General features: G+C 70.1%; 24 protein-coding genes and 1 pseudogene. 13 read left to right on the forward strand and 12 right to left on the reverse strand.

Features of this window, described 5'->3' with window-relative positions:
• Positions 1 to 87: 87 nt before the first annotated feature.
• The 3 genes from QFZ50_RS10835 (at position 88) to QFZ50_RS10845 (ending at position 4,257) form a co-directional block, all read left to right on the forward strand.
• Positions 88 to 1,845: a sensor histidine kinase gene (locus QFZ50_RS10835; protein WP_307084087.1), complete on the forward strand. Its 1,758-nt coding sequence runs from the start codon at positions 88 to 90 to the stop codon at positions 1,843 to 1,845.
• Entirely contained in the window at positions 1,833 to 2,480 is a 648-nt protein-coding gene (locus QFZ50_RS10840; RefSeq protein ID WP_307084088.1) for a response regulator, read from the forward strand. Before QFZ50_RS10835 ends, QFZ50_RS10840 begins: the two co-directional genes overlap by 13 nt.
• Positions 2,481 to 2,628: 148 nt before the next feature.
• Positions 2,629 to 4,257 (forward strand): serine hydrolase, encoded by a 1,629-nt coding sequence (locus QFZ50_RS10845; RefSeq protein WP_307084089.1) that lies wholly within the window; start codon positions 2,629 to 2,631, stop codon positions 4,255 to 4,257.
• A gap of 35 nt (positions 4,258 to 4,292) precedes the next feature.
• Here QFZ50_RS10845 and QFZ50_RS10850 read toward each other — a convergent pair whose 3' ends face one another.
• Both QFZ50_RS10850 and QFZ50_RS10855 read right to left on the reverse strand, forming a co-directional pair.
• Entirely contained in the window at positions 4,293 to 4,586 is a 294-nt protein-coding gene (locus QFZ50_RS10850; protein WP_307084091.1) for a DUF503 domain-containing protein, read from the reverse strand.
• Between the two features lie 40 nt (positions 4,587 to 4,626).
• Positions 4,627 to 5,643 carry a LacI family DNA-binding transcriptional regulator gene (locus QFZ50_RS10855; protein WP_307084092.1) on the reverse strand — a complete coding sequence of 339 codons (1,017 nt, stop codon included), beginning with the start codon at positions 5,641 to 5,643 and terminating at the stop codon, positions 4,627 to 4,629.
• A 419-nt stretch (positions 5,644 to 6,062) separates the two neighbouring features.
• Between QFZ50_RS10855 and QFZ50_RS10860 the strand changes: the two genes are divergently transcribed.
• The gene (locus QFZ50_RS10860; RefSeq protein ID WP_307084094.1) at positions 6,063 to 6,443 is read left to right on the forward strand and encodes a hypothetical protein; all 381 of its coding nucleotides are present in this window, start codon (positions 6,063 to 6,065) and stop codon (positions 6,441 to 6,443) included.
• A gap of 51 nt (positions 6,444 to 6,494) precedes the next feature.
• Positions 6,495 to 6,989, forward strand: coding sequence for a Cys-tRNA(Pro) deacylase (gene ybaK / locus QFZ50_RS10865; protein ID WP_307084096.1), 495 nt, complete (start codon positions 6,495 to 6,497; stop codon positions 6,987 to 6,989).
• Between the two features lie 119 nt (positions 6,990 to 7,108).
• Here the strand turns inward: ybaK and QFZ50_RS10870 are convergent, their stop codons facing one another.
• Both QFZ50_RS10870 and QFZ50_RS10875 read right to left on the reverse strand, forming a co-directional pair.
• Entirely contained in the window at positions 7,109 to 7,945 is an 837-nt protein-coding gene (locus QFZ50_RS10870; protein ID WP_307084098.1) for a PhzF family phenazine biosynthesis protein, read from the reverse strand.
• 32 nt (positions 7,946 to 7,977) lie between these two features.
• Positions 7,978 to 9,432 (reverse strand): APC family permease, encoded by a 1,455-nt coding sequence (locus tag QFZ50_RS10875; RefSeq protein ID WP_307084100.1) that lies wholly within the window; start codon positions 9,430 to 9,432, stop codon positions 7,978 to 7,980.
• Between the two features lie 210 nt (positions 9,433 to 9,642).
• Here QFZ50_RS10875 and QFZ50_RS10880 point away from each other — a divergent pair, with 210 nt between their 5' ends.
• From QFZ50_RS10880 to QFZ50_RS10910, 7 genes are all read left to right on the forward strand, one after another.
• Positions 9,643 to 10,089, forward strand: coding sequence for a VOC family protein (locus QFZ50_RS10880; RefSeq protein ID WP_307084102.1), 447 nt, complete (start codon positions 9,643 to 9,645; stop codon positions 10,087 to 10,089).
• Positions 10,090 to 10,140: 51 nt separating this feature from the next.
• Positions 10,141 to 10,788: a maleylpyruvate isomerase family mycothiol-dependent enzyme gene (locus QFZ50_RS10885; RefSeq protein WP_307084104.1), complete on the forward strand. Its 648-nt coding sequence runs from the start codon at positions 10,141 to 10,143 to the stop codon at positions 10,786 to 10,788.
• Between the two features lie 364 nt (positions 10,789 to 11,152).
• Positions 11,153 to 13,219, forward strand: a complete 2,067-nt coding sequence (locus tag QFZ50_RS10890) for a beta-galactosidase (protein WP_307084106.1) — start codon at positions 11,153 to 11,155, stop codon at positions 13,217 to 13,219.
• On the forward strand, positions 13,197 to 14,135 hold the full coding sequence (locus QFZ50_RS10895) for a carbohydrate ABC transporter permease (RefSeq protein ID WP_307084108.1): 939 nt from the start codon (positions 13,197 to 13,199) through the stop codon (positions 14,133 to 14,135). Before QFZ50_RS10890 ends, QFZ50_RS10895 begins: the two co-directional genes overlap by 23 nt.
• A gap of 95 nt (positions 14,136 to 14,230) precedes the next feature.
• The gene (locus tag QFZ50_RS10900; protein WP_307086769.1) at positions 14,231 to 15,064 is read left to right on the forward strand and encodes a carbohydrate ABC transporter permease; all 834 of its coding nucleotides are present in this window, start codon (positions 14,231 to 14,233) and stop codon (positions 15,062 to 15,064) included.
• 74 nt (positions 15,065 to 15,138) lie between these two features.
• Positions 15,139 to 16,473, forward strand: a complete 1,335-nt coding sequence (locus QFZ50_RS10905) for an ABC transporter substrate-binding protein (RefSeq protein ID WP_307084109.1) — start codon at positions 15,139 to 15,141, stop codon at positions 16,471 to 16,473.
• Positions 16,474 to 16,634: 161 nt separating this feature from the next.
• Positions 16,635 to 18,542 carry an alpha-amylase family protein gene (locus tag QFZ50_RS10910; RefSeq protein WP_307084111.1) on the forward strand — a complete coding sequence of 636 codons (1,908 nt, stop codon included), beginning with the start codon at positions 16,635 to 16,637 and terminating at the stop codon, positions 18,540 to 18,542.
• Between the two features lie 21 nt (positions 18,543 to 18,563).
• Here the strand turns inward: QFZ50_RS10910 and QFZ50_RS10915 are convergent, their stop codons facing one another.
• A complete protein-coding gene (locus QFZ50_RS10915) occupies positions 18,564 to 19,382 on the reverse strand; it encodes a shikimate 5-dehydrogenase (RefSeq protein WP_307084113.1) in 819 nt (272 codons plus the stop codon).
• A 132-nt stretch (positions 19,383 to 19,514) separates the two neighbouring features.
• Here QFZ50_RS10915 and QFZ50_RS10920 point away from each other — a divergent pair, with 132 nt between their 5' ends.
• A complete protein-coding gene (locus tag QFZ50_RS10920) occupies positions 19,515 to 20,654 on the forward strand; it encodes a glutamate--cysteine ligase (RefSeq protein WP_307084115.1) in 1,140 nt (379 codons plus the stop codon).
• 94 nt (positions 20,655 to 20,748) lie between these two features.
• Here QFZ50_RS10920 and QFZ50_RS10925 read toward each other — a convergent pair whose 3' ends face one another.
• The 7 genes and pseudogenes from QFZ50_RS10925 to QFZ50_RS10955 form a co-directional block, all read right to left on the reverse strand.
• Complete coding sequence (locus QFZ50_RS10925) at positions 20,749 to 20,994, reverse strand: hypothetical protein (protein WP_307086895.1); 246 nt, start codon at positions 20,992 to 20,994, stop codon at positions 20,749 to 20,751.
• A 113-nt stretch (positions 20,995 to 21,107) separates the two neighbouring features.
• Positions 21,108 to 21,959 carry a beta-galactosidase gene (locus QFZ50_RS10930; protein ID WP_307086771.1) on the reverse strand — a complete coding sequence of 284 codons (852 nt, stop codon included), beginning with the start codon at positions 21,957 to 21,959 and terminating at the stop codon, positions 21,108 to 21,110.
• An 82-nt stretch (positions 21,960 to 22,041) separates the two neighbouring features.
• Positions 22,042 to 23,016, reverse strand: a pseudogene (locus tag QFZ50_RS10935) (beta-galactosidase); the annotation flags it as partial.
• 117 nt (positions 23,017 to 23,133) lie between these two features.
• Positions 23,134 to 23,772, reverse strand: a complete 639-nt coding sequence (locus QFZ50_RS10940) for a hypothetical protein (RefSeq protein ID WP_307084116.1) — start codon at positions 23,770 to 23,772, stop codon at positions 23,134 to 23,136.
• The gene (locus QFZ50_RS10945; protein ID WP_373462267.1) at positions 23,769 to 24,689 is read right to left on the reverse strand and encodes a carbohydrate ABC transporter permease; all 921 of its coding nucleotides are present in this window, start codon (positions 24,687 to 24,689) and stop codon (positions 23,769 to 23,771) included. The genes QFZ50_RS10940 and QFZ50_RS10945 overlap by 4 nt, the downstream gene beginning before the upstream one ends.
• On the reverse strand, positions 24,686 to 25,672 hold the full coding sequence (locus QFZ50_RS10950; RefSeq protein ID WP_373462268.1) for a carbohydrate ABC transporter permease: 987 nt from the start codon (positions 25,670 to 25,672) through the stop codon (positions 24,686 to 24,688). Before QFZ50_RS10950 ends, QFZ50_RS10945 begins: the two co-directional genes overlap by 4 nt.
• A gap of 20 nt (positions 25,673 to 25,692) precedes the next feature.
• Positions 25,693 to 26,985, reverse strand: coding sequence for an ABC transporter substrate-binding protein (locus tag QFZ50_RS10955; RefSeq protein ID WP_307084117.1), 1,293 nt, complete (start codon positions 26,983 to 26,985; stop codon positions 25,693 to 25,695).
• Positions 26,986 to 26,992 lie beyond the last annotated feature (7 nt).

Genomic DNA, 26,992 nt, shown 5'->3' on the forward strand with positions numbered 1-26,992 from the left:
CCGCCCCGCCGCCGCGGTAAGGACGCCGCCGGAAGTGGTGGTGCCCCGCCTATCCCGCTGACGGTCCCCGGGCCCTACGCTGGGCAGATGCCAACCCCTCGTGGGATCCGCTCGTCCCTGCCCCGATCGCTGGGCCGGGCACTCGTCCTGCTCGCGATCTCGGCGCTGGTCCTCGGGACGGTCCATCTGGCCCTGGTCCTGCCGGGTGCGGGCGACGCCCGCTGGGTGCACCTGCTGTTCATCGTGGTCTTCTGGGTGTACGTCGCGGCCGGCCTCGTGGCCTGGTGGAGGCGGCCGAGCAACCGGATGGGCGCCCTCATCGTGATCGGCGGGCTCGCCCTGTTCGCCGGGAGCCTGGCGGACACGACGGTCCCCGTACTCCCCGTCATCGGCACGATCACCGCGACGGCGGTCCTCGCGGTGGCCTTCCACCTCCTGCACGCCTTCCCGTCCGGCCGGCTGCGGAGCCGCGCCTCACGGGTGACCGTCGCTGCCGGCTACGGGGTCGCGCTGGTGCTCCAGGCCCCGCTCTACCTCTTCGACCCGGGAGCGCCCGCACCCCTGTCCGTGGCGGACCGACCCGATCTGCTGATGCTCGGGAGCACGGTGCAGCGCGCCTGCGGGATCGCCGTGGCGGTCGCCACCACCGCGATCCTGGCCCGGCGCCTCATCCGGTCCGACGCCGCGCACCGCCGGGTGCTCGGCCCGCTGTTCGCCTACGGGATCGTGGCCGTGATCCTCATCCCGGCCAGCGCCTCCCTGTTCGAGGCCGTCCTCGGCATGCCGGCGTTGGTGCGTGCCGCCGTACAGGCGGTGCTCCTCGGCGGCATCCCGGTCGCCTTCGCCCTCGGGGTGCTGCGCGGCGGGTTCGCGCGCACGGGCGAACTCGAGGAGCTCGGGACGTGGCTCGGAACCACGGGCGGCGCCAGGCCGTCCCTGACCGCAGCCCTCCGCCACGCCCTCGGGGACGCCTCCCTCGACATCGTCTTCTGGGTGCCGGACAGCCGCACCTGGGTGGACGCAGCCGGCGCGCGGGTGGGCTTGCCGACCGCGGGCGACGAACGGTCCAGCGTCGAGGTCGAGGTCGGCGGCCGCACGGTGGGGGCGATCGTGTACGACGCGTCCCTGCTCGCCGACCCGGACCCCGTCCGCACCGCCGGCCGGGTGGTGGCGATCGCCGTGGAACGCGAACGGCTCACCGCCGAGCTGCTGGCGAGCCAGGACGCCCTGCGCGCCTCGCGCGCCCGGCTGGTCGCCACCGCCGACCGGGAGCGTCGGCGCATCGCGCAGAACCTGCACGACGGGCTCCAGGTACAGCTCGTGCTCCTCGCGCTCGAGGCCCAGCAGGTGGCGAACGCGCCCGGGTCGACACCCGACACCCGCGAGCAGGCGACGTCGCTGCGGAAGGGCATCGACGACGCCGCCGCAGACCTCCGCCGCCTGGTGCACGACGTCATGCCCTCGACGCTGATCGAACAGGGACTCTCGGCCGCCACGGAGGACCTCGTGGACCGCATCCCGGTCCCGACCCGCCTGCATCTCGGCATCACCGACGGCGCCCTGCCCGGGGCGATCGAGAGCACCGCCTACTTCGTCGTCGCGGAAGGACTCGCGAACGCACTCAAGCACTCCAGGGCCGGGGCGTTCACCGTGCGCATCGAGCGCCGTGGCGACCGGCTCCTGGTCGAGGTGCACGACGACGGCGTCGGAGGCGCGTCCTTCACGGCCGGACGCGGACTACGCGGGCTGGCGGACCGCGTCGAGGTCGTCAACGGGCGGCTGGAGATGCAGAGCGCCCTGGGCCACGGGACGCGGCTGAGTGCGGAGCTGCCATGCGTGTTGTGATCGGCGAGGACGAGGCGCTGCTGCGGCAGGGGCTGATGCTCGTCCTCGAACAGGGCGGGTTCGACGTCGTCGCGGCGGTACCGGATGCCGTCCAGCTGCTCGACGCCGTGGCACGGCACCAGCCGGATCTCGTCGTGACCGACATCCGCATGCCGCCGACGCGCACCGACGAGGGACTCGTCGCCGCGCTCCGCATCCGGTCGGAGCACCCGGACACGGCGATCGTCGTGCTCTCGCAGTACGTGCAGCGGCGCTACGCCGTCGAGCTGCTCACCGACCGTCCGGCGAAGGTGGGCTACCTGCTGAAGCAGCGCATCGCCGACGTCGACGCCTTCCGCGCGGATCTGCGGCGGGTCGCCCGCGGCGGCACGGCCCTCGACCCCGACGTCGTGGACATCATGGTGAAACGGGCCCGGCGCGCGCGGGATGACATGGCACGGCTGACCCCGCGCCAGCAGGAGGTGCTCGCGCTGATGGCGGAGGGGCGCAGCAACGCCTGGATCGCGGCGCGGCTCGTCGTGACGGAGAAGGCCGTGGTGCAGCACTCCTCCCGCATCTACGAGACGCTCGGCCTGCCGGTCACCGTGGACGACCACCGCCGGGTCCTCGCCGTGATCCGCTACCTGGCGCAGTAGGCCGCCCCCGCCTGCCGTCCCGGATCAGCCCGGAGGGTCCGGGCGCCGCCGGCCTTCCAGGCCTCCGAAGACGGGACGTAGGTCCATCGCCGCGCGCAGGGCTGCGCACTAGCCTGAGTGTCCCAGGCAGCCGCGGTCAGGAGTCGCCATGCGTCATCGTCCCCCGAGGGGCACCGCCGTCGCGGCCGTGCTCGTCACCGTCCTCGCCGGCTGCACCCTTCCTCCGGGAGCGGTCCCCACCGGCACCGCTCCCGACCAGGGCATCACGGTCACCACCGGTGCCGCCCCCAACCAGGACGTGGTCGCACTGCCGGAGGGCAGCATCGACACGGCAGTGGAGGAACTGCCGGGCATCGTGCAGGCCGCCCTGCAGCGCACCGGCGTCCCCGGTGCGGCGGTCGCCGTCGTGCACGGCGGCGAGACGGTCTTCGCCGAAGGCTACGGCGTGCGGAAGCTCGGCGAGGACGGGGCGGTCGACGCCGACACCGTCTTCCAGATCGCCTCGCTGTCCAAGCCCGTCGGAGCAACCGTGGTCGCCCGCGAGGTGTCGCAGGGCGTCGTCGAGTGGACCACGCCCGTCGCGGACCTGCTCAGCGGCTTCGAACTCGAGGACCCGTGGGTCTCCACCCATGCCACGATCGGGGATTTCTACGCGCACCGCACGGGACTGCCGCCGGCCGCCGGTGATCTGCTCGAGGACATCGGCTACGACCGCGACTACATCATCGACCACCTCCGGCACCAGCCCCTGAACCCGTTCCGTGCCAGCTACGGCTACGCGAACTTCGGCACCACCATCGGGGCGGAAGCCGTGGCGGCGGCAGCGGGCACCGACTGGGAGTCCCTCTCGGAGGAGCAGCTGTACAAGCCGCTGGGCATGGACCGGACGAGCTCGCGGCACGACGACTTCCTCGGGCGCGAGAACCGGGCGACGCTGCACACGAGGGTCGCGGACAGGACCTTCGAGCCGCTCTACGAGCGCGACGCCGATGCGCAGGCCCCGGCGGGCGGCGTCTCCTCCACGGTCGACGACCTGTCCCGGTGGATGACGCTGATCCTCGCATCCGGCACGTACGACGGCGAGGAACTCCTCGAGGAGAAGGCCCTGCTGCCGGCCATCAGCGCCCAGAGCATCTCGTCCCATCCGACGGCCGCGGACCAGCGCGCCGGGCAGTACGGCTTCGGCTTCGGCGTGGGCGTGCACCCGGGCGGCCGGGTGAGCCTGAGCCATTCGGGAGCCTTCAACCTGGGTGCTGCGACGACCGTCGTGATGATGCCGTCCGCCGACGTGGGCATCGTCGTCCTGACCAACGCCTCCCCGGTCGGTGCGCCCGAGGCCATCGCGGCGGCGTTCCTCGACGAGGTGCAGTTCGGCCACGCCACCCGCGACTGGGTGGAGGCCTACGGGAAGGCGACGGCCAACCTCAGCCTGCCGGCGGGAGACCTGCCGGGCGTACCGGCCCCGACGGACCCGGCTCCCGCACAGACGCTGTCGGCCTACACGGGCGAGTACACGAACGAGTACTTCGGGACCGCGACGGTGACCGAGGAGGACGGATCCCTCGTCCTCGCCGTCGGCCCGGAGGGAGGAACGACCGCCGTCCTCGAGCACTGGGACGCCGATACCTTCGCCTTCACCCCGCGCGGCGAGAACGCACCGAAGGGCTCCCTGTCGTCGGTCGTCTTCGCCCTGGACGGCGGCACTGCCACCTCGATGACCGTCGACTTCTTCCAGTCGCAGTCCGGCGACCTCGGAACCTGGCGGCGAGCCGGCTGACCCACGGCCTCCGCCGCGATCGGCGTCCCGGCGCCCTAGTCCTCGCTGCTGAGGAGCCGCCGTCGGGCACTGAGGAGTTCCATCTCCGGCCGCGCCGCGACGTACCGCTCCACGCGATCCAGCACGTCCACCACGTGCTGCCGGTCCCCTCCGACCACCCCGGCCCCGACGACCGCCCGGCGGTGCAGGTCCTGGTGCCCGACCTCGGCGACGGAGAGCTCGAACTTCCGGCGGAGATCCGACACCAGGGGGCGCACCACCGAGCGCTTGCCCTTCAGTGAATGCACGTCACCGAGCAGGACGTCGAACTCGATGAACCCGATCCACATGTCAGTCCTCCTTGTCGTCGGGCGCCGTCCACCGCGCGTGTCAGGCCGAATCGCGCCAGACGACCGTGGTGTCCAGCACCTGCACGGGGCTCGGCAGGCCCCGGATCTGCGCGAGGACCAGCTCGGCGGCGGTACTGCCCAGCAGGTCGGCGGGCTGCTTGACGGTCGAGAGCTGCGGCCTGGTCCTCAGGGCCCAGCTGCTGTCGTCGAACCCGACGATCCCGACGTCGTCGGGCACCTTGCGCCCCGACTCCTGCAGCGCCGTCATGGCACCCGCGGCGACGGCGTCGGACGCGGCGAACACACCGTCGATCTCCGGGCAGCGGCGCAGCAGTTCCTGCATGCCCTCCAGGCCCGCCGCGTAGGTGTAGAGGGGGTACTCGACCACCAGCGAGGCGTCGAAGCGCTCGCCCAGGGCAGCCCGGAACCCCGTGAACCGGTCGTTCCCGGAGTCCCGGTCCATGGCGCTCGCGATCATGCCGATGCGCCGCCGGCCCGTGCCGACGAGACGCTGGGTGATAGCGAAGGCCGCCGCGACATTGTCGATGGCCACATAGGGGAGATCGGGCGTGCCGGGCGGATGCCCGACGAAGGCCGCGGGGACGCCGATGTCGCGCACGGCGGACGCGATGGGGTCCGACGCACGGGCGGAGACGATCACCGCGCCGTCGACCAGCCCGCCCCGGAGGTAGTCCGCGACCCTGCGGCTGTCCCGGTCCGAGTCGATGATGAGGGAGACCAGCTGGTAGTCGGCCTTCGACAGGACGGCGTTGGCCCCCAGGAGGATGGAGCCGATGTTGGGGTCCTCGAACAGGAGCGAGTGGGGCTCGTGGATGATCAGGGCGATCGCGCGCGATTCCTGCGTGACCAGGTTCCGGGCGGCCGAGTTCCGCACGTACCCGACCTTGGCGATGGCATCCTCGACGGCGACGCGGGCTTCGTCCGAGACGTAGCGCTCGCCGTTGACGACCCGCGAGACCGTTCCCCGCGAGAGCCCGGCCGCGGTGGCGACGTCGTTGATGGTCGCCCGGCGGTTCCGGGGGCGCGTCGGGGGCATATCTGTACTGTAGCCGAGGCTCCCCGGGCCATCCGCGACGGGAAGGCGTAGGGTGGGGGTAGTTGTCTAGAAGAAGGCGGCTGTCTTCGGTTCTTCTCTTCGCAGCCCCGCCGTTCCCGCCGGGCATGCAACAGCAGAGCACCATCCCCGAAAGGGGCGTGCATCATGACCAGCCAGAACCTTCCTCGCTCCAGCCGCTTACAGGCCGTCCGGTGACCCCTGCCCCGGCGAGCAGTCCTCGCCCCGGTTCGCACCCGCCGTTCTGACGGATACCTCATCTCCCGTCGGCGCTTCCGCGCCCTGACGCAGCGCTGCCCATCACCGCATCCGCTGCGTACCGACCGCCCCGCGCGCGTCACCCCCGACCGGCCCCACCCCTGCCCGGTCCCGCGTCCCAGACACTGCAAAGGATCACCACCATGACCCAGCACACCGAAGAGTTCATCCAGGAATGCATCACCGTCACCGCCGACGGCTCCCTCGTATCCGTCGACGAGGCGGAGGGCCTGTACCTGCACTGGCGCTCACTGCGCACCGCATCCGCCGACACCACTGACATCGCCGACATCACCGACGGCCTCGACGGAGCCGCGTCGGACGACGACGGCCCCCTCCTCCGGGCCCTCCGGGGCCACGGCGTCGAGCGGGTGGACCACGACGGCGTGGAGTACCTCGAGGGCCTCGTCCTGACGGGTCCGGTCGTGGCAGACTTCTTCCTGTCCTGCGACTTCGCGGGAGCCTGGGGCCGGCCCGACGCCTGGGAGCTGGCCCTGATCCGGGACCTCGCGTCGGCGTCGTAGGATCAGGCCCGCCCTAGGACCAGGGCCATCTGAGAAGCGCGAGGAGGTGCCGTGGGCAGAAGAGCGACGGGCCCGCGCAGCACCCCGGCCCTGGCCGCGCTCACGGCGGCCGGCATCGCGTTCACGGCCCGCCCCTACGAGCACGAGCAGGGTGTCTCCTCCTACGGGCTGGAGGCCGCCACCGCCCTCGGCGTCGCACCTGCGCGGGTCTTCAAGACCCTGATGGCCAGTGCCGACGGATCGCTCGTGGCCGCCGTCGTGCCCGTCACGGGAACGCTGGACCTGAAGGCCCTGGCCGCCGCTCTCGGCAGGCGGAGGGCTGCGATGGCGGACCCCGCGGTCGCCCAGCGCCGCACGGGCTACGTCCTCGGAGGGATCTCCCCCCTGGGCCAGCGCCACCCCTCCCCCGTGGTCGTCGATCGCTCCGCCCTGGACCACCCCACCGTCTTCGTCTCCGGCGGACAGCGCGGCCTGGACATCGAACTGGCGCCCGGGGACCTGATCGCCGCCACGCAGGCACTCATCGCACCCATCGCCGGCCACTGAGCCGCAGGTGAGCCGCGGGCCGGCCGTGGTCGTACGGTCCTGCCGTTCGCGCGTCCGCCGGCATTCGGTCGCGCGTCCCACCAGCGTCCCTGAGGCGGGCGGCCCTGAGGTCCCGCTTCCTATCCGCTGATGCGGACCGCTCCGCCCGAGACCGTCAGGCCGCCGTCCGGCGGGACGTCCACCGTGATGACGGAGGGCCGGCCCACGTCGGCGCCCTGATGGACCGTCAGCCTGACCGGTGGTGCGATCCTGCCCAGCGCACGGAGGTACGCGCCGAGCGACGCGGCGGCCGACCCCGTGGCGGGATCCTCGCGGACCCCGCCGGGCGGGAACGGGTTGCGGGCCTCGAAGACGTGGGGCGCCAGGCGGTGGACGACGGCGACCGTCGCGCCCCAGCCCTGGGCGGCCATGAGCTGCTTCAGCCCGTCGTAGTCGTAGTCCAGGCGCCTGAGGATCGCGGTGTCGCGGACGGCCACGATCGGGTGGACGTTGCCGGCGAAGGACAGCATCACGGGCAGGTCATCCGTCAGGTCCTCCTCCGCGAGGCGGAGGTGCCGCAGGAGCTCCGCCCGTACCGTGGGGTCGATCGCGGCGACCCAGGGCCCGACCGTCACGAGGGATGCGACGAGGCGGTCGTCCACCATCCCGGTCCGCAGGTCGAGCGGACCCACCGGCGATGACAGGACCAGCCGTCCCGGCCCCTCCCGCTCGGCGAGCGCGACGCCGGTGGCGATCGTGGCATGCCCGCAGAAGGGAATCTCCGCCTCGGGCGCGAAGTACCGGACGGTCGCGGCGCCGGGCACCCTGCGCGAGACGAACGCGCTCTCCGCGTAGCCGAGGTCGGCGGCGATGGCCTGCATCTGCGCCGGCGCCAGGTCGTCGGCGTCGAGCACCACGCCCGCGGGATTGCCGCCGTCGGGCCGGTCCGTGAACGCCGCGTAGCGGAGGATCTCCATGACGCGATGGTAGCGCCCCGCGCGGACCCGGATCAGCCGTCGATCTCCGTCAGGTCTCCCGCCCGGGTGTTGGTCCTCCGGTTGATCAGCCACGTGATGACCCACAGGACCACCCCGATCACCATGAGCCCGCCGGCGATCTGGTACTGGACGACGTCGCGCCCCACCCACGGACCGGCGAGGAACGCGCACAGCAGCGCGGCCACGATGGGCAGCGGGCCGGGCGAGGTGAAGAACACCTTCTGGTTGACGTCCCGTTTGCGCCGCAGCACCACGCACGCCACATTGACCACCGTGAACACGCACAGCAGCAGGAAGGCCGTGGTGCCCGAGAGGTTGGCGACGATGTTGCTGTCAGGATCGCTGGTCACGTAGAGGATCAGGCCGAGCGCGAGGATCGTGGAGAAGGCGATACCGGCCCACGGGGTGCAGCGGACCGGGAGCACCTTCGCGAGCGGCCGGGGCAGGACGCCCTGCCGCGCCATGCCGTAGATCAGGCGGCTCGCCATGAGCATGTTGATCAGGGCCGTGTTGGCGACGGCGAAGACGGCGAGGAACGGGAAGATCTTGTCGATCGGGAAGTCGGGCGAGCCCTTGTGGACCACCTCGAGCAGCGCCGCACCCTCGGACTCCCGGATGCCCTCCAGCTCCGTGGGGCTCAGCACGGTGACCACCGAGATGGCGACGAGCATGTAGAAGATGACGGCGATCCCGAGGCCGGTGAGCATGGAGCGCGGGAAGATCCGCTCGGGGTTCTGGGTCTCCTCGACCATGTTGACGGAGTCCTCGAAGCCCACCATGGCGAAGAACGCGATCGAGGTCGCGGCGGTCACCGCGAGGAAGAGCCCCTTGTCCTGGTAGTCGGTGAACACGAAGATCTCGCCGATGTTGCCGTTGCCCTGCGCCATGGCGAGGAATCCGACGCCGATCACGATGCACAGGGCGGTCACCTCGACGAGCGTCAGCACCACGTTGAACTTCACGCTCTCGCCGACCCCGCGGAGGTTGATCACGGCCAGCAGCAGCATGAACCCGAGCGCGACGGCGGTGATGACCCCCTGCCCGGGCATGGCCATCCACCCGTTGACGTCGAGGCCGCCGAAGAAGTTCTGGGCCAGGACGTTGGCCGAGGTCGCCGCGCTCGTGATGCCCGAGCACACCACCGCGAAGGCCACCAGGAAGGTGACGAAGTGGATGCCGAACGCCTTGTGCGTGTACAGGGCCGCCCCGGCCGCCTGCGGATACTGCGTCACGAGTTCGAGGTAGGAGAAGGCGGTCATCGTCGCGACGATGAAGGCCAGGAGGAACGGGAGCCAGACCAGCCCGCCGACCGTGCCGGCCATGGTCCCGGTGACCGCGTACACGCCTGCCCCGAGGATGTCGCCCACGATGAACAGGAGGAGCAGTTTCGGCCCGAGGACCCGTTTGAGCTCCGGTTCGCCGGTCGAGGTCTGCGCATCGGACGCATGCTCTGCAGAAGTGCTCATGGTCGGCCTCCCCTGGGTTCTTCACCATACTGTTGACCTCTTCAGCCTGCTCCGCAAGGGGTTGACCTGGTCGGCCCGGTCCGCAAGGGGTGGACAGGGCTACGTCCGGCGCCGATGATTTCCCGGAGGACCCCGCGTCTAAGGGGTGCAAGGGCTCGAAAGGGCCACCGGACCGCCCAGCGGACCACCACCACGAACAGGAGAACGGCCATGGCCACGAACGTCTTCATCAATCTGCCCGTCAGCGATCTGGCGCGGTCCAAGGAGTTCTACACCAGCTTCGGCTGGACGCTCGATCCGAACTTCTCCAACGACGACGCCGGCGCGGTGGCCATCAGCGACACCATCTTCCTGATGATCCTCACGCACCAGCACTGGGCGCAGTTCACGGACAAGCCGGTGGCGGACGCCCACAGCACGTCCGCCGTGATCAACGCGATCAGCGTCGATGCGCCGGAGGAGATCGACACCCTCGTCGAGCAGGCCGTCGCCGCGGGCGCCACCGAGAACAAGTCCCAGGAACTCGGCTTCATGCGCTCGCGCTCCTTCTCCGACCCCGACGGCCACGCGTGGGAAGTGATGTGGATGGACCCCATCGCCCAGTCCGGCGACTGGCAGGCCGTCCAGGCCAAGTACGGCGACCAGCAGCCGGTCTGATCCTCGTCCGCAGCTGATCATCGGGCTCCGGCCCTCCCAGGAAGGACACGCATGGCCACCACCACGACCGATGCCCTGTGGCAGGTGACCCATGCGGAGCGCGCCGCCCTCGCCCGGGACCTCGCCACCCTCACGCCCGAGCAGTGGCGGGGTCCCACCCTGTGCGGGGCGTGGGACGTGGAGCAGGTCACGGCGCACCTCACGGCCGCCGCGTCGGTGGGCCGGTGGCCGTGGATCAGGAGCATGCTCCTCGCGGGCTTCCGACCCGACGTGCACAACCGACGCCGCCTCGCGGAGCACCTCGGGGCATCACCCGCCGGCACGCTCGACCGCTTCCGCGCCATCGCCCGGCTGTCGGTCGCCCCGTCCTCGGACCTCCCCGCGTATCTGGGGGAGGTCGTGGTGCATGCGCAGGACATCCGGCAGCCGCTCGGCATCCCCACCCGCCCGGGTCTCGATGCGCTGCTGCCGGTCGCCGAGTTCTTCGTGGCGCGGAACTTCACCGTCCCGAGTCGCCGCAACGGAGCGCGGCTCCGACTCGTCGCGACCGATGCCCCCTTCACGGCGGGCGAGGGGCCGGAGGTACGGGGCACGCTCCTCGCCCTCGTCATGTGTCTCGCCGGCCGGGCCGCCTACCTCGACGGGCTCGAGGGACCGGGGACGCCCCTGCTGGCCGCGCGGATCCGACCCGCGGACTGAGCACACGGCCCGGGCCTGCAGGTCGGGCGGCGCCGGACTCCTCGCCCCCCCTCCCGTCGTCCTCGTCGTCCCCCGCCCCGCTGACGTCCCTCCTGCCACCCGGGCCGTTCCCTGCCCGGCCTCCACGACGGCCCGCACGACAGCCTCCACGACAGCCCGGAGAACGACCCGGACGACGTCGGCACACCGGACCCGACACGCCCTTCCGCGTTGACACCGTTTGTGGCCCTCGTTACTCTGGGAGCGTTCACACAATCTCGATGGAGAGCTCAGCCGCCCGTTTCTGGGAACGTTCACAGAAGCTGCGCCGCGGTCCTTCTCCGGCATCGCCCCGAGAATCGGCACCGCAGCACGAGGAGCAGGCTTGGCACGCACAACCACCGTCGCAGGACTCTCCGGCACGGACCGGCTCGTCTACGGGTGTGACTACAACCCCGAGCAATGGGACCCCTCCGTCTGGCACGAGGACGTCCGCCTCATGAAGGAAGCCGGTGTCAACCTCGTGGCCGTCAACATCTTCGGGTGGGCGGAGCTCGAGCCCGAGGAGGGGATCTTCAGGTTCGAGCACCTGGACGCCGTGATGGACCTGCTCGCCGAGAACGGTATCGGCGTCAATCTCGGTACCGGCACCTCGTCGACCCCCGCCTGGCTCACCACCGCGCACCCCGAGCTGCTCCCCCGCACCGCCGACGGCACGGCCCGGTGGCCGGGAGGTCGCCAGGCGTTCTGCCCCAGCTCCCCCGTGTACCGCGACCACGCGCTCGCCCTGGTCGAGCAGGTGTCCGCCCGCTACGGCAGCCACCCCGCCCTCCGCCTGTGGCACGTCTCCAACGAGATCGGCTGCCACAACTCCCTGTGCTACTGCGACGTCTCCGCCGAGGCCTTCCGCGGCTGGCTCCGCGACCGCTACGGGACGCTCGACGCCCTCAATGCCGCATGGGGTACCGCCTTCTGGAGCCAGCGCTACTCCGCGTGGGACCAGGTGCTCCCCCCGAGGCTCACGCTCTCGGCCACGAACCCGACGCAGACGCTCGACTTCAACCGTTTCAGCTCCGACGAGCTGCTCGCGCACTACTCGGCGGAGGAGGCTGCCCTCCGCCGCAACAGCGACGCCCCGGTGACCACCAACTTCATGGTCGCCGCGCACATCCGCAACCAGGACTACTGGTCCTGGGCGCCGGAGATGGACGTCATCGCGAACGACCACTACCTCGACCACCGCCTCGATACGCCGCACGCCGAGCTGGCGTTCGCCGCCGACACCACCCGCGGCCTCGCCCAGGGCCGGCCCTGGCTGCTCATGGAGCATTCCACGGGCGCCGTCAACTGGCAGCCGCGCAACATCGCCAAGGGCCCCGGCGAGATGCTCCGCAACTCCCTCACCCACCTCGCCCGGGGCGCGGACGGCCTGTGCTTCTTCCAGTGGCGTGCATCGCTGCAGGGCAGCGAGAAGTTCCACTCCGCGATGCTGCCCCATGCGGGCACCGACTCGCAGATCTGGCGCGACGTCGTCGAACTCGGTTCCGCTCTCGGCAGGCTCCGGGAGATCGCGGGCACCACGGTGCACGCCGACGTCGCGCTCGTCTTCAGCTGGGAGGCCTGGTGGGCGCACGACCAGGAATCGCATCCGTCGGGCGACGTCCGCTACATCGAGCAGGTCCACGCCGCCTACAAGGCGCTGTGGGACGCCGGGCTCACGGTCGATGTCGTGGCGCCCGGTGCCGACCTGTCCGCCTACAAGCTCGCGGTGGTGCCGAACCTCTACCTGGTCCGTGCCGAGCACGCCGCCGTCATCAGCGATTTCGTGACGAACGGTGGATCCGTGTTCGTCACGTTCTTCAGCGGGATCGTCGACGAGAACGAGCGGGTGGTCCCCGGCGGCTACCCCGGCGCCTTCCGGGACCTGCTGGGCATCCGCTCGGAGGAGTTCTTCCCCCTCGACCCCGCGCACCCGCTTCCGCTGGACAACGGCTCCCTCGCATCGCTCTGGTCCGAGGCCCTGCGCCTCACCTCGGCCGAGGCCGTCCTGCACTACGCGGGCGGCCACCACGCCGGAACCCCCGCCGTGACCCGCAACCGCGTCGGGGCGGGCGAGGCGTGGTACTCCGCGACGGTCCTCGACGGCGGCGTCCTCACGGATCTGCTGCTGCGGGCCGCGGTCACCGCCGGCGTGCAGGTGCCCGAGGCGCAGTCCGGCCTCGAGACCGTCACCCGCCGCGGCAACGGACACGAGTACGTCTTCCTGATCAACCACTCCGCCGAGGACCGCAAGTACCGGGTCAGCGGCCTGGAACTGCTGACCTCCGAGGCCTCGGCCGACGTCGTCACCGTTCCCGCAGGCGCGGTCCGCGTTGTCCGCACCACCCCAGGAATCCCCGACACCGACGGCCCCGACCAGGGCCGAAAGGATGCAGGCAATGTCAGTCATTAGCACCCCGGCGCAGGCCCCCAAGGGGGCCCCGCTCGCGAGGAGGAACCGGACGTCGGGAGCGCAGCGCCGCGCCGTCGCACTGTTCATCGCCCCGTTCGGGATCCTCTTCCTCGCCTTCTACGCCATCCCGATCGTCTACGCCGTCGTGCAGTCGCTGCTCACCGTGGAGCGCGAGGGCACCTTCGGCAAGCCCCGCCAGGTCTTCGGCGGTTTCGTCCAGTACGAGCAGGTCTTCCAGAACACGGCTTTCTGGGAATCCGTGGGGCGCGTGCTGCTCTTCGGCGTCGTCCAGGTGCCGATCATGCTGGGCCTCGCCCTCCTGTTCGCACTGCTGCTGGACTCGCCCCTGCTGAAGGGCAAGAAGTTCTTCCGGCTCGCGTTCTTCGCCCCCTACGCCGTCCCCGGTGTGATCGCCGCGATCATGTGGGGCTTCCTGTACTCGCCGTCGCTCTCCCCGTTCGGCGCCGTCACCTCGAACGTCGACTTCCTGGGCGGCAATCTCGTGCTCTGGGCGATCGCGAACATCGTCACCTGGGTGTACGTCGGCTACAACATGCTGATCATCTACTCGTCGCTGCTCGCGATCCCCACGGAGATCTACGAGGCGGCGCGGCTCGACGGCGCCAGCAACATCCAGATCGCCTGGCGCATCAAGATCCCCCTGGTGATCCCGGCCATCATCCTGACGGCGGTGTTCTCCATCATCGGCACGCTCCAGCTCCTGGCCGAACCGCAGACGCTGCGCAGCTTCAGCTCGGCGATCAACAGCACGTTCACGCCGAACCTCGCGGTCTACACCACGGCGTCGGTCCCGAACTACAACCTCGCCGCGGCGTTCTCGGTGGTCCTCGCCCTCGCCACGTTCATCCTCTCCTTCGTCTTCCTGAAGTCCACCCAGCGGAAGGTAACCCAGTGACGGCAGCCCCAGCCACCGCGTCCAGGCGCCAGCGCGACGGGAGCTCGACGGCGGACAGCGCCGACCACCGTTCCCGCGGACCCCGCCAGAGCATCATGTCCCGCAGCGCGGCCATGCTCATCATGGGTGTCTTCACCCTGTACTTCCTCACCCCCATCTGGTGGCTGCTCACCACGTCCACGAAGACGGGCGGCGAGATCAGCTCCACCGCTCCCCTGTGGTTCACGGCGAACTCGGCCGGGACGTTCTTCACGAACCTCGGACGCCTGTTCGCCTACGGCGACGGCCTGTTCGGCCGGTGGCTGCTGAACTCCGCCCTGTACGCGGGGGTCGGTGCGCTGATCGGCACGGTCATCGCGGCGATGTGCGGGTACGCCCTCGCCAAGTACGAGTTCAGGGGACGCGAGGCGATCTTCAACATCGTGCTCAGCGGCGTCCTGGTGCCCGCCACCGCGCTGGCGCTCCCCCTGTTCCTGATCTTCAGCCGCGTCGAGCTCACCAACACCATGTGGGCCGTGTTCCTGCCGAGCCTCGTCAGCCCCTTCGGCGTGTACCTGGCCCGGATCTACGCGGCGGCCAGCGTGCCCGGCGAACTGCTCGAAGCCGCCCGCCTCGACGGCTCCGGCGAGATCCGCACGTTCTTCACGGTGTCCACGCGCCTCATGGCACCGGCCCTCGTGACGATCTTCCTCTTCCAGTTCGTCGCGATCTGGAACAACTTCTTCCTCCCCCTGATCATGCTCCGTGACCAGGCGCTCTTCCCCGTGACGCTTGGCCTGTACGCCTGGAACAGCCAGATCAGCCAGATCCCCGAGCTGCGCTCCCTCGTGATCGTCGGTGCGCTCGTGTCGATCCTGCCGCTGATCATCGCCTTCCTCGCCCTCCAGCGCTTCTGGAGCAGCGGCCTCGGCGCGGGCGGCGTGAAGTAGCAGCCCTTCCTGACCAGCACCTCGGGTGCAGGGGCGACCGCCCCCGCACCGCACTACCACCGATAGGAAAGACAATGCGCGCGCATTACGGAAAAGTCACCGCGGCCTTTGCCATGATCTCTGCGCTGGCTCTCTCCGGCTGCTCAGCCGGCGGAGACAGCACGGAGGCAGGCGCCGACGCGGCTCCCTGCGAGGCCTCCGAGGGCCCCGTCACCCTGAACTTCACCACCTGGGTCCCCGGCATGGACAAGGTCGTCGAGCTGTGGAACGCCGACAACCCGGACATCCAGGTGCAGGTGCAGACCAGCCCCAACGGCAACTCGGGCACCTACCAGAACTTCTTCAACCAGATCCAGGCGGGCAACGCCCCCGACCTGGGCCAGGTCGAGTACGACGCCCTGCCGAACTTCCGCGTGCAGGACGGCCTGGAGAACATCGCCGGCTGCGAGGGCGTCGCCGATGCCGAGGACAAGTTCGTCGACTGGACCTGGGGCCAGGTGACCTTCGGCGAGGAGGACGCCGTCTACGCCGTCCCGCAGGACAGCGGCCCAATGGCCATGTACTACCGCGCCGACCTCTTCGAGCAGGCCGGCATCGAGGTCCCCACCACGTGGGAGGAGTACGCGGCCGCAGCGGAGAAGATCAAGGCGCAGGGCTCCTACATCACCAACTTCCCGAAGCAGGACGTCAACTGGTTCGCCGGCATGGTGTGGCAGAACGGCGGCCAGTGGTTCGCGAACAACGGCGAGAGCTGGGACGTGGACCTGACCAGCCCCGAGTCCGAGGAGGTCGCCACCTACTGGCAGGACCTCCTGTCCAAGGATCTCGTCTCCACCCTGCCGTCCTTCTCGGACGAGTGGAACGCCTCGTTCAACGAGGGCCAGCAGTGGACCTGGGTGTCCGCCGTCTGGGGCGCCACGACACTGTCCACCGGCGCACCCGACACCGCGGGCAAGTGGGCCGTCGCCCCGATGCCGCAGTGGGAGGACGGCGGGACGGCCGCCGGCAACTGGGGCGGTTCGTCCACCGCCGTGCTGAAGGGCTCCGACCACCCGGCTGAAGCGGCCAAGTTCGCGCTCTGGCTGAACACCGACCCCGAAGCCCTCGCGCTCGCCAACGAACTCGGCGGTATCTACCCGGCGGCGACGTCGGCGACCGAGCTGGACGCCTTCTCCGGCGGCGTCGACTACTACGGCGGACAGAAGATCTACGACGTCTTCGCCGACGCATCCGCGAACGTGAACCCCGACTTCACCTGGGGCCCCACCATGACGCAGACCTACACCGACGTCTCCGACGGCTTCGGTGCTGCCATCGGCGGCTCCGGCACCCTTATGGACGCCCTCGAGAACGGGCAGCAGAAGACCATCGACTCCCTGAAGTCGCAGTCCATCCCGGTCGCCGAGTAGTCGATTCCGGCGGTCCCCACCGCAGCATCGAGCGCCGCGTCCCGGAAGGGGCGCGGCGCTTCGTGCATCGTGCGGGGCCACGTCCGCCTGCCCGGGTCGTCGTCACCCGTGGTCCTTCGCACGACGGTGGTGCCGGGGGCCGGCTGCCATAGGCTTGCGGGATGAGTTCTCCGCAGACGCTGACCGTGGACCGCATCCGGACAGAGCTCAGGGCGGCGCGCCGGGAGGACACCCCGGACGCCGACTGGCTGTCCTTCGAGGCGCGCTTCGAGGCGGAGGTCCCCCGCCTGCAGTCGCTCTTCCACCGCCTCTACGGGCCCGGCGCGGACGGGGAACTGCTGCAGGTCGTCCTCGACGCCGCCGCGTCGTGGCAGGACCGCCCCGCGGACCTGAAGGCCATCGATGCGTCCCGTGCCATGGCGCCGGACTGGTTCCAGTCCAACAGGATGCTCGGCGGGGTCTGCTACGTGGACCTGTACGCCGGCAGTCTCGCCGGTCTCCGCGACCGCATCCCCTATTTCCGCGACCTCGGGCTGACCTATCTGCACCTGATGCCGCTGTTCCTGGCACCGGCGGAGAACTCCGACGGCGGCTACGCGGTCTCCAGCTACCGCCAGGTCGAGCCGTCCCTCGGCACCATGGACGACCTCGCGGACCTCGCCCGGGAGCTGCGCGGGGAGGGCATAGCGCTCGTGGTCGACTTCATCTTCAACCACACCTCCGACGAGCACGAGTGGGCCCGCCGGGCCCTCGCGGGCGATCCCGACTACGAGGACTTCTACTGGATCTACCCCGACCGTACGATGCCCGACGCCTACGAGCAGACGGTGCGGGAGATCTTCCCCGACGACCACCCCGGTTCCTTCGTGCAGCTCGACGACGGACGGTGGATCTGGGCCACGTTCCACTCGTTCCAGTGGGACCTCAACTACCGCAACCCGCGGGTGTTCCGGGCGATGGCGGGCGAGATGCTGTACCTCGCCAACCAGGGCGTGGACATCGTCCGCATGGACGCCGTCGCGTTCATCTGGAAGCAGCTGGGCACCGCGTGCGAGAGCCTGCCCGAGGCACACCTCCTGCTGCAGGCGTTCAACGCGGTCTGCCGGCTCGCCGCCCCCTCCCTGCTGTTCAAGTCGGAGGCGATCGTGCACCCGGACGAGGTGGTGCAGTACATCGACCCGGGTGAGTGCCGGCTCAGCTACAACCCGCTGCAGATGGCGCTCATCTGGAACTCGCTGGCCACCCGCGAGGTCTCCCTCCTCGCCCAGGCCCTCGAGCGCCGGCACGAGATCCCAGAGGGCACCGCGTGGGTGAACTACGTGCGCAGCCATGACGACATCGGCTGGACGTTCTCGGACGAGGACGCCGCGGAGCTCGGGATCGACGGGTACGACCACCGCCGGTTCCTCAATGCGTTCTTCGTGGACCGGTTCCCCGGGAGCTTCGCGCGCGGCGTCCCCTTCCAGGACAACCCGCGGACCGGGGACTGCCGCATCTCGGGCACGACGGCGTCGCTCGCCGGGCTGGAGGCGGACGAGGCAGGGACCGGCGCCGGGGTGGCGCGGATCCTCCTGGCGCACTCCATCATCCTGAGCACCGGCGGGATCCCGCTGCTCTACCTCGGCGACGAGGTGGGTCAGCTCAACGACTACTCCTACCTCGCCGACCCGGCCAAGACGTCCGACAGCCGCTGGGTGGGCCGCCCCGCCTACCCGGCGGAGCGCTATGCGGCCCGGCAGGACCCCTCGACGGACGCCGGCGCCGTCTTCGCCGGGCTCACCCGCCTCGTCGAGGTGCGCCGGCAGACCCCGGAGTTCGCAGGCGGCCGGCTGGTGCCCTTCCACACCAACAACCCGCACGTGCTCGGCTACCAGCGCCCGGGCGTGCTCGACGGCGAGGACTCCACCGTCGTCGTGCTCGCGAACTTCGCCGACACGCCCCAGTCCGTCAGCGCCGAGACGCTCTCGGGCCTGCCCCGGACCGCCCTCGAACTCATCGGCGCGGAGCACGCGCTCCTGGCCGCGGGCGTGACGATCGAGCCGCACGGCATGCGCTGGTACCGGCTGTAGCCGGGCCGCGTCCGGCGGGCGCTACGCCTGCCGGCGGGAGAACTCCCCCGCCGCGCGCACCTGATCCGGTGTGGGCCGCACCCCGGTGTAGAGGACGAACTGCTCCTCCGCCTGGAGGGCGACCACTTCGGCGCCCGTGATGACCGGCTTGCCGGCCTGCCGGGCCGCGAGGATCAGCGGCGTCTCGGACGGCGATGCGACGACGTCGAACACCACCTGCGCGGCGTCGATCGCGGCCTGCGGGAAAGCGACCGCATCAGCATCGGCACCGGCCATGCCGAGCGGCGTGACGTTGAGGATCAGGTCGGCCGTCGACTCCCCCACCTCCTGCTGCCAGGTGAAGCCGTACAGCTCGGCGAGCGCACGGCCGGTGCGCTCGTTCCGGGCGACGACGGCCACCCGCGTGAAGCCGGAGTCGCGCAGGGCCGCGACGACGGCCTTGGCCATGCCGCCGGAACCCCGGACGAGCACCGAGTGCGTGGGAGGGACGGCGTGCTCGCGCAGCAGCCGCTCCACCGCGAGGTAGTCGGTGTTGTAGGCCGTGAGGACGCCGTCGTCGTTCACGATGGTGTTGACGGAGTCGATGGCCCTCGCGGAGGGGTCGAGGTGGTCCACGAGCGCGATCACGTCCTCCTTGTACGGCATGGAGACGGCGCAGCCCCGGATGCCGAGCCCGCGCAGGCCCGCAATGGCCGAGGGCAGGTCCTTGGTGGTGAACGCCTTGTAGATGTAGTTGAGCCCCAGCTCCTCGTACAGGTAGTTGTGGAAGCGCGTGCCGATGTTGCTGGGCCGCGCGGCCAGGGAGATGCAGAGGGTCATGTCTTTGTTCAGGATGGGCACCCCACCATCATTGCAGCAGTGCCCCCGGCCGTGCCGCACGCGCGTGCCACGTACTAGCATGGGGACGAGTCTCTTCCGCGACGGCGCGTTGCCGAGGCACCACCATCCCAGCACCGCTCCAGGAGCCAGCCCTTGAAGATCGACTTTGCGCAATCGGCCCAGTCCACGCTCGGCGTCGAGTGGGAGCTCGCGATCGTGGACCGCTACAACGGCGAGCTCGTCTCCGTCGCCGACCAGGTGCTGCGCGGCGTCAGCGCGAACCACCCCGAGCTCCAGGACGACGACGAGCACCCGCACATCAAGCAGGAGCTGCTGCTCAACACCGTGGAGCTCGTCACCGGCGTCTGCACGACGGTCGAGGAGGCGAAGGCCGACCTGTCCCGATCACTCGCCGCCGTACGCGAGGTCACCGACCCCATGGGCGTCGAGCTGTTCTGCGCCGGTTCGCACCCCTTCAGTGCACCCCGCTCCCAGCAGGTCACGGACAAGGAGCGCTACGCCAAGCTGATCGACCGCACGCAGTGGTGGGGACGGCAGATGGTCATCTACGGCGTGCACGTCCACGTGGGTCTCGACCACCGGGACAAGGCCCTGCCCGTGGTGGACGGCCTGGCCAACTACTTCCCGCACTTCCAGGCCCTCTCCGCCTCGTCACCGTTCTGGGGTGGCGAGGACACGGGGTACGCCTCGCAGCGGGCCCTCATGTTCCAGCAGCTGCCCACCGCCGGGCTGCCGTTCCACTTCGACGACTGGGCCGCGTACGAGTCCTACGTCGAGGACATGTTCACCACCGGGGTGATCGACTCCGTGAGCGAGATCCGCTGGGACATCCGCCCCGTGGGCAACCTCGGCACGGTGGAGATGCGCGTGTGCGACGGGCTCTCGACCCTGCAGGACGTCGGAGCCGTCGCCGCCCTGACGCAGTGCCTCGTCCACGAGTTCTCGACCACGCTCGACGCCGGCGGCACCATCCCCACGATGCCGCCGTGGCACATCCAGGAGAACAAGTGGAGGGCCGCACGGTACGGCCTCGACGCCATCATCATCCTCGACGCCCAGGGCAACGAGCAGCTCGTCACCGAGCACCTCGTCGAGGTCCTGGACCGGCTCGAGCCGGTCGCCGCGAAACTCGGTTGCAGCAGTGAACTCGCGGACGTGGAGGGCATCCTGCAGCGCGGCGCGGGGTACCAGCGCCAGCGGAGGATCGCCGAGGACAACGACGGCGACCTCCGGGCCGTCGTGCTCGACATGGTGCAGCAGCTGCGCGGTTAGGCACGCAGGCGCGCCCTCGCCGGGAGTGCGGGCGTTTTGGTCCGACCCGGGGAGGCGACCCCCTGGCGGGCAGGGGCTCCGTCCTCGGCCTCCGCTAGCGCGAGCCGCCGGTGAAGCGGTCGTCCGTCGTCGGGTTGTCCGCGGGAGAGTCCTCGAGTCCGATGTTCCCTGCGAGCGTCTCGACGGACGGGTCCGCGTCCGGGACGACCTGGTTCGAGATGAGGTCCACCTCGTCCGCGGCGGTCAGCGGCCCGTCCTGGATCTGCCCGACGTCCGTCGGATCGATGCCCTCCGTGCTGCCGAGGTCCTTCAGGTGGTGTTCTTCGGTCGGCTGGTCCATGCCTCCGAGCGTAGGACCGCAGGCCGCTCCCCCGCAGTCCCCGTCGAAGCGGGCGGCCCGTCTTGCACCTGCCGGGCGTCCGGTGTAGCCGGGGCAGGACCCCTCGGCCCGGGTCAGCGGTCGGTCAGCACGAGGGCGTAGTCGAAGGGCTGCAGCGTGACGCCGTCCACGGTGTCCCCCGTGAGGGCGTCCTCGCCCTCCACCCGGATCTCCGCGGCTTCGTCGCCGTGGTTGATGACCGTGAGCAACCGGCCACGGCGGATCGCCTCGACCATCGGCGGGAGCCCGGGAAGCACCGGCTCCACGCCGGCCGCCGCGAACAGGTGCCCGAGTACCTGCCGTGCGCCGTCGTCGTCCGGCACGGTGGCGAGGTAGTAGGCGGCTCCTGCACCGCCGGGGCGCACGGTCAGCGCCGGCGCGCCGTGCCGGCGGGCCCCGTCGAAGGTCGCGAGGACCTCGGCGTCGATCACGTGGCCCTCCTCCGCGATGAGGGAACCCGTGAAGGCGAAGCCGGCGCCGGCGACCCGCGCCTCCTGCTGCCCGGGTCCCTGCGAGCCCGGCGCGACGAGGGCGCCGAAGTCCTCGACGACCACCCCGAGCAGATCGCGCACCTGGGTGCCGAATCCGCCGGCGCGGAAGCGGTCGTTCTCGTCGACCACGTCGCTGAAGGCCGTCACCAGCAGGTGTCCGGCCTGCTCCACGAAGGCGACGAGGTTGCCGGCGGCCTGCTCCGTGAGCAGATAGAGGTGCGGCGCGATGACGGCGGCGTATCGGGTGAGGTCCGCTGTGGGCGGCAGGATGTCGACCTGGACGTGGAGGCGGTGTGCGGCGTCGTACCAGCCCCGCACGAGGGACAGGTAGTCGAGGGAGGTGGGGTGGTCCGGGTTCTCGATGGCCCACCAGTTCTCCCAGTCGAGCAGGATGGCGACGCGCGCGGTGCCGTCGTCGGCCGGAAGTCCCGGCAGCCGGCCGAGCTCCCCACCGAGCGGCCACCACCTCGCGCCAGGTCCGCGTCCCTGTCCCGGCGTGCGGCAGCATGGCGGAGTGGAACTTCTCCGACCCCGCCCGTGACTGGCGCCACTGGAAGAACAGGATGCCGTCGGCTCCGCGGGCCACGGCCTGCACGCTCTGGGCCGCGAGCTGCCCCGGCGCCTTGGGCGCGTTGGACGGCCGCCAGTTGACGGCGCTGGAGGCCTGCTCCATGAGCAGCCACGGGGTTCCCGGCTTGAGCGAGCGCATGAGGTCCCCGTGGAAGGCGCCCTCGCGGAAGCTCTCGGGATCGTTGGGGTCCGGGTACAGGTCGTCGCTGATGACGTCCAGCTCCGGCGCCCACTGCGCGTAGTTCGCCGGCTTGAAGGCCCCCATGAAATTGGTGGTGACGGGCTGCGTCGCCCCCGCGGCGCGGATGATGTCGCGCTCCATGCGGTAGCACTCGAGGAGCATGTCGGAGGTGAACCTGCGGTAGTCGAGGAGCTGGCCGGGGTTGTGGCTGTAGGGCGCGTGGCGGGGCGGGAAGACCTCACCGAAGGTGCCGTAGCGCTGGGACCAGAACATGGTGCCCCAGGCGTCGTTCAGTGCGTCGACCGTCCCGTAGCGCTTCTCCAGCCAGCCCCGGAAGGCGTCCCGCGCCGCATCGGAGTAGTCCACGTTCAGGTGGCAGCCGTACTCGTTGTTGACGTGCCAGAGCACGACGGCGGGGTGCTGCGCGTAGCGCTCCGCGATCCTCGTCACGAGGGCGGCGGCGAGCTTCCGGTAGGCCGGCGACGACGGCGCGTAGTGCTGGCGGCTGCCATGCCAGTAGGGTGATCCTTGCTCGTCGGCGGCCAGCATCTCCGGGTAGGCGACGGTGGCCCAGGGCGGCGGCGACGCCGTCGCGGTGGCGAGGTCCACGACGATGCCTCCCTCGTGGAGGAGGTCGATGATGCGGTCGAGCCAGTCGAAGTCGAACTCGTGCTCCGACGGCTGGATCCGGGCCCACGCGAAGATCCCGAGGCTGACCATGGTCACCCCGGCCTCGCCCATGCGAGCCACGTCGTCCGGCCAGATCTCCTCGGGCCACTGTTCGGGGTTGTAATCGCCGCCGTAATGCACGCGAGCTCCAGGGGTAGTCGGGGTGAACGGGGTTACCGGGGTGATCGGTCAGGACCGGGTTCGGCGGTCCCGGACGGAGGTGGCCAGCGCCGCGAACACCAGGCACCCGATGCCGGGGACCACGAGCGGCGGCAGCTGCCAGGCGACGAGCGCGGTCAGGGCCACCGCGAAGACGAGCCACGCGACGCCGGCCGGGTCGTGCCGCGCGTCGCGGAGCCACTGGAGACCGGCGGTGCGCCAGGAGCACGAGGCCTGCCAGCGCGCCGTCGTCCCGGCAAGGCTCGCGAGCAGGCCGACGAGCAGGACGACGCCCAGCGCCAGGACGAGCTGCCATCCCGGCAGGATCCGCGCAGCGGCGACGAGGATGTCGAGCAGCAGCAGCGCGACGCCCACGGCGACGCCGAGGCCCAGGAGCCAGCCGGTCCGCAGGGCCGCGGTGAAGTCCGCGGCGACATGCCGGAGCGGCGAGTCCTCGGCGCGGAGGAAGCGGTGGAGATGGGCCGAACCGGCGGCGAGGGCCGCAGGGATCGTGACGATCCCGAGCCCTGCCACACAGCACAGCACCCCGACCCACAGGACCTCGCCGAACAGGGCGAAGCGGGCACTCGCCCCGGGCCAGCGCAGGCCGCTTCCGTCGCGGGTGGCGGCTTCGCGCCCGCGGACGGCCTCGCGCTGGCGCCGGCTCATCCCTTGAGGCCCTGGGTGGCGACGCCGTCGACGAGGAAGCGCTGGAAGATCACGAAGAACAGCATGACCGGCAGCAGCGCGAGCACGGAGATCGCGATGGTGGCGCCGTAGTCGGAGGTGCTCGTCTGGTCGTTGAAGATGCGCAGGGCGAGCGGCAGCGGGTACTTGTCCGGCGAGTTCAGGTAGAGCAGCGGACCGAGGAAATCGTTCCAGCTCCAGATGAACGCGAAGATCGACGACGTGATGATGGCGGGCTTGATGAGCGGCAGCGTGATGGAGAAGAAGATCCGCGTGTGGCCGCAGCCGTCGATGCGCGCGGCCTCGTCCAGCTCACGGGGCAGGTTACGGATGAACTGGACCATCAGGAACACGAAGAACGCCTCGGTGGCCAGGAACTTGCCGGCCAGGAGGGGCCAGAAGGTGTCGATCAGTCCGAGGTTCCGGAAGATGATGTACTGCGGGATGATCAGCACGTGGAACGGCAGGAGCAGCGTCCCGATCATGGCGGCGAAGAGCACCTTGCTGCCGCGGAAGTTGATGCGCGAGAAGGCGTACGCGGCCATCGAGGACGAGATGACGGTGCCGATGACAGCGCCGACCCCGAGGAGCAGGGAGTTGAGGAAGAACTTCCAGGTGGGGATCCCCGCGATGCCCTGCATCACCTTCACGAAGTTGTCGAAGGTCGGGTTCTCGGGGAAGAAGCCCTGGTTGCTGCCGAACTCGGCGTTCGGCTTGAGCGACGCCGAGACCATCCACAGCAGCGGGTAGAGCACGATGGCCGTGAGCGCGACGATGCCGATGATCCAGATGGCGGTCGGGATGTGCCGGCGCATCGGACGGCGGCGGGGCGCCCGCAGCGTGGGATCGCCGGGGTTCACGGGAACGGGGACGGCAGGGTTGGATTCGATCGTGGTCACTTGGAGTCTCCTGCGTAGTGGACCCAGCTCTTGGAGGTGCGGAACAGGATGAAGGCGAGGACGCCGACGGCCAGCAGCAGGACCCATGCCATCGCCGACGCGTAGCCCATCTGGTTGTTGGCGAAAGCCCTCGTGTAGAGGTAGACGGTGTAGAAGTTCGTCGCACCGCCCGGGCCGCCCGTGCCGGACCCGATGATGTAGGCCGAGGCGAACACCTGGAAGGCGTTGATCATCTCGAGCAGCAGGTTGAAGAAGATGACCGGGGAGAGCATCGGCACGGTCACGCTGAGGAACTTGCGCCAGGCGCGGGCGCCGTCCACCGATGCCGCCTCGTACAGCTCGGCGGGGACCCCTTTGAGCCCGGCCAGGAAGATGACCATGGGGGCGCCGAACTGCCAGATGGCGAGGAGGATCATCATCGGCATGATGAGCGACGGATTACCGATCCAGCCGCCGAGGTTGATGCCGAAGAGGTTGAGCGTCCCGTCGACCGGGCCGTCGGTGGAGAACATGGCACGCCACACGATGGCGATGCTGACACTCGCTCCGATGAGGCTCGGTGCGTAGAACGCCGACCGGAAGAAGCCCGTGCCGCGTGCCTTGTAGTTGAGGAGCATCGCGACCCCGAGTGCGGCTGCGAGCTTGATGGGTGTTCCCACCAGCACGTAGATCAGGGTGATCCGCACCGAACTCCAGAACTTCTCGTCCCCGGCCATGCGGGTGAGGTTCTCGAGCCCGGTCCACTCGGGAGCGGTGAAGAGGTTGTAGTCGGTGAACGCGAGGTACAGCGACGCCACCATGGGGCCGAGGGTGAGGCCGATGAATCCCAGCAGCCACGGGGAGAGGAAGACGTAGCCTGCCACCGTGTCGCGGTTGCGGGGACGGCGGGGCCGGGGCGTGCCCGTCCGGCGGCCTGCCGCCGGACGGGCACCGGAATCGGCGGTGCGGGCTGTTGCTGGCGCGTGCGCCGAGTCCGTTGTCACGATCTAACTCCTTTGTCTGCCTAGCTACCGAGCGTGACGGAGGCTTCGTCGAAGAACTGCTTCGCGGCATCCTCCGGGGTCACGGCGCCCAGGCCGATGGACTTGCCGAGATCCCAGAAGGTCTGCTCGATGGCGCCGAAGCCGGAGACAGGTGCCGCCGGGGCGTCGCCCATGCGGTCCGAGACGGAATCGAGGTAGTCCTTGACGGCCTTGTCCGGTCCTTCGAGGTTCGCACCCTCGAGCTGCGTCTCCGAGGCGGGGATGCCGAGTGTCGCACCGAAGATCTCGCCGACCTCCGGGCTGTTGATGAGGAAGTCGACGAAGGCCGCCGCTGCCTCGGGGTGCTCCGTCGAGGACGACGCCGCCTGCATCAGGCCGACCTTGCGGTACAGGTCCTTCTCGTCCGGGTTGTCGGTGGGAGGAGCCACGATCGTGATCTCTTCGGCTCCGGAGTCACCCAGGTACCCGCCGAGGAAGTTGCTCCAGCTCATCTCGCTCGTGGTCAGGTTGCCACCGAAGCCGGACACGGGGTTGATCTCCTCGAGCTTGCTCTGCGGAACGGTGACCTTGTCGCGGTTCGCCTGGCCCTCGGTCCAGTGCTCGACGAGCTCCTCCTGCGTGAAGTTGAGCTCACCGTCCTCGGTGAACAGTTCGCGGCCCTGCTGGCGCAGCTTCAGTTCGAGATCCTGGATGCGCTGGGTGGTGTCGGTTCCTCCGTACACCTTCCCGCCCGTGGCGTCGGTGACGGAGGCCATGTACGTGTCGTAGTCGTCCCAGCTCGTGCCGCCCTCGTAGGGTTCGACGCCGGCATCGGCGAGGAGCCCCGGGTTCTGGAAGACCGACCACGCGCTGTAACCGGTGGGGATGGCGAAGGTGCCGTCCTCGAGCTTGCCGGTGGTCAGCAGGCTCTCGTCGATGGCGTCGGTGGTGATGCCGTTGTCGAAGTAGTCCTCGAGGTTGAGGAGCAGGCCGTTGTCGCCGTACTGGCGGAGGTAGGTGTAGTCGAACTGCATGACGTCCGGCAATCCGCCGCCCGCCGCCTCGGTCTGGCGCTTCTCCCAGTACGAGGGGTAGTCGGTGAACGTGTCGTTGATCGTGATGTTCGGGAACTTCTCCTCGAACGCCGCGATGGCCTCGTCGTAGCGGGCGGCGCGGTCGTCGTTGCCCCAGAACGTGTAGTTCAGGGTGATCTCTTCTTCGGTGTCGAGTGCTGCGGGTTCGCCCCCGCCGCCGCCACAACCGGTCAGGGCCAGGCCCGTGGCGGCCAGGGCTGCAACGCCCGTCAGGGTGCGCCTTGAGAGTGTGCGGAACATCTTTGTC

It is taken from the genome of Arthrobacter agilis, assembly GCF_030816075.1.
In the GTDB taxonomy this organism is placed as follows: Bacteria; Actinomycetota; Actinomycetes; order Actinomycetales; family Micrococcaceae; genus Arthrobacter_D; species Arthrobacter_D agilis_E.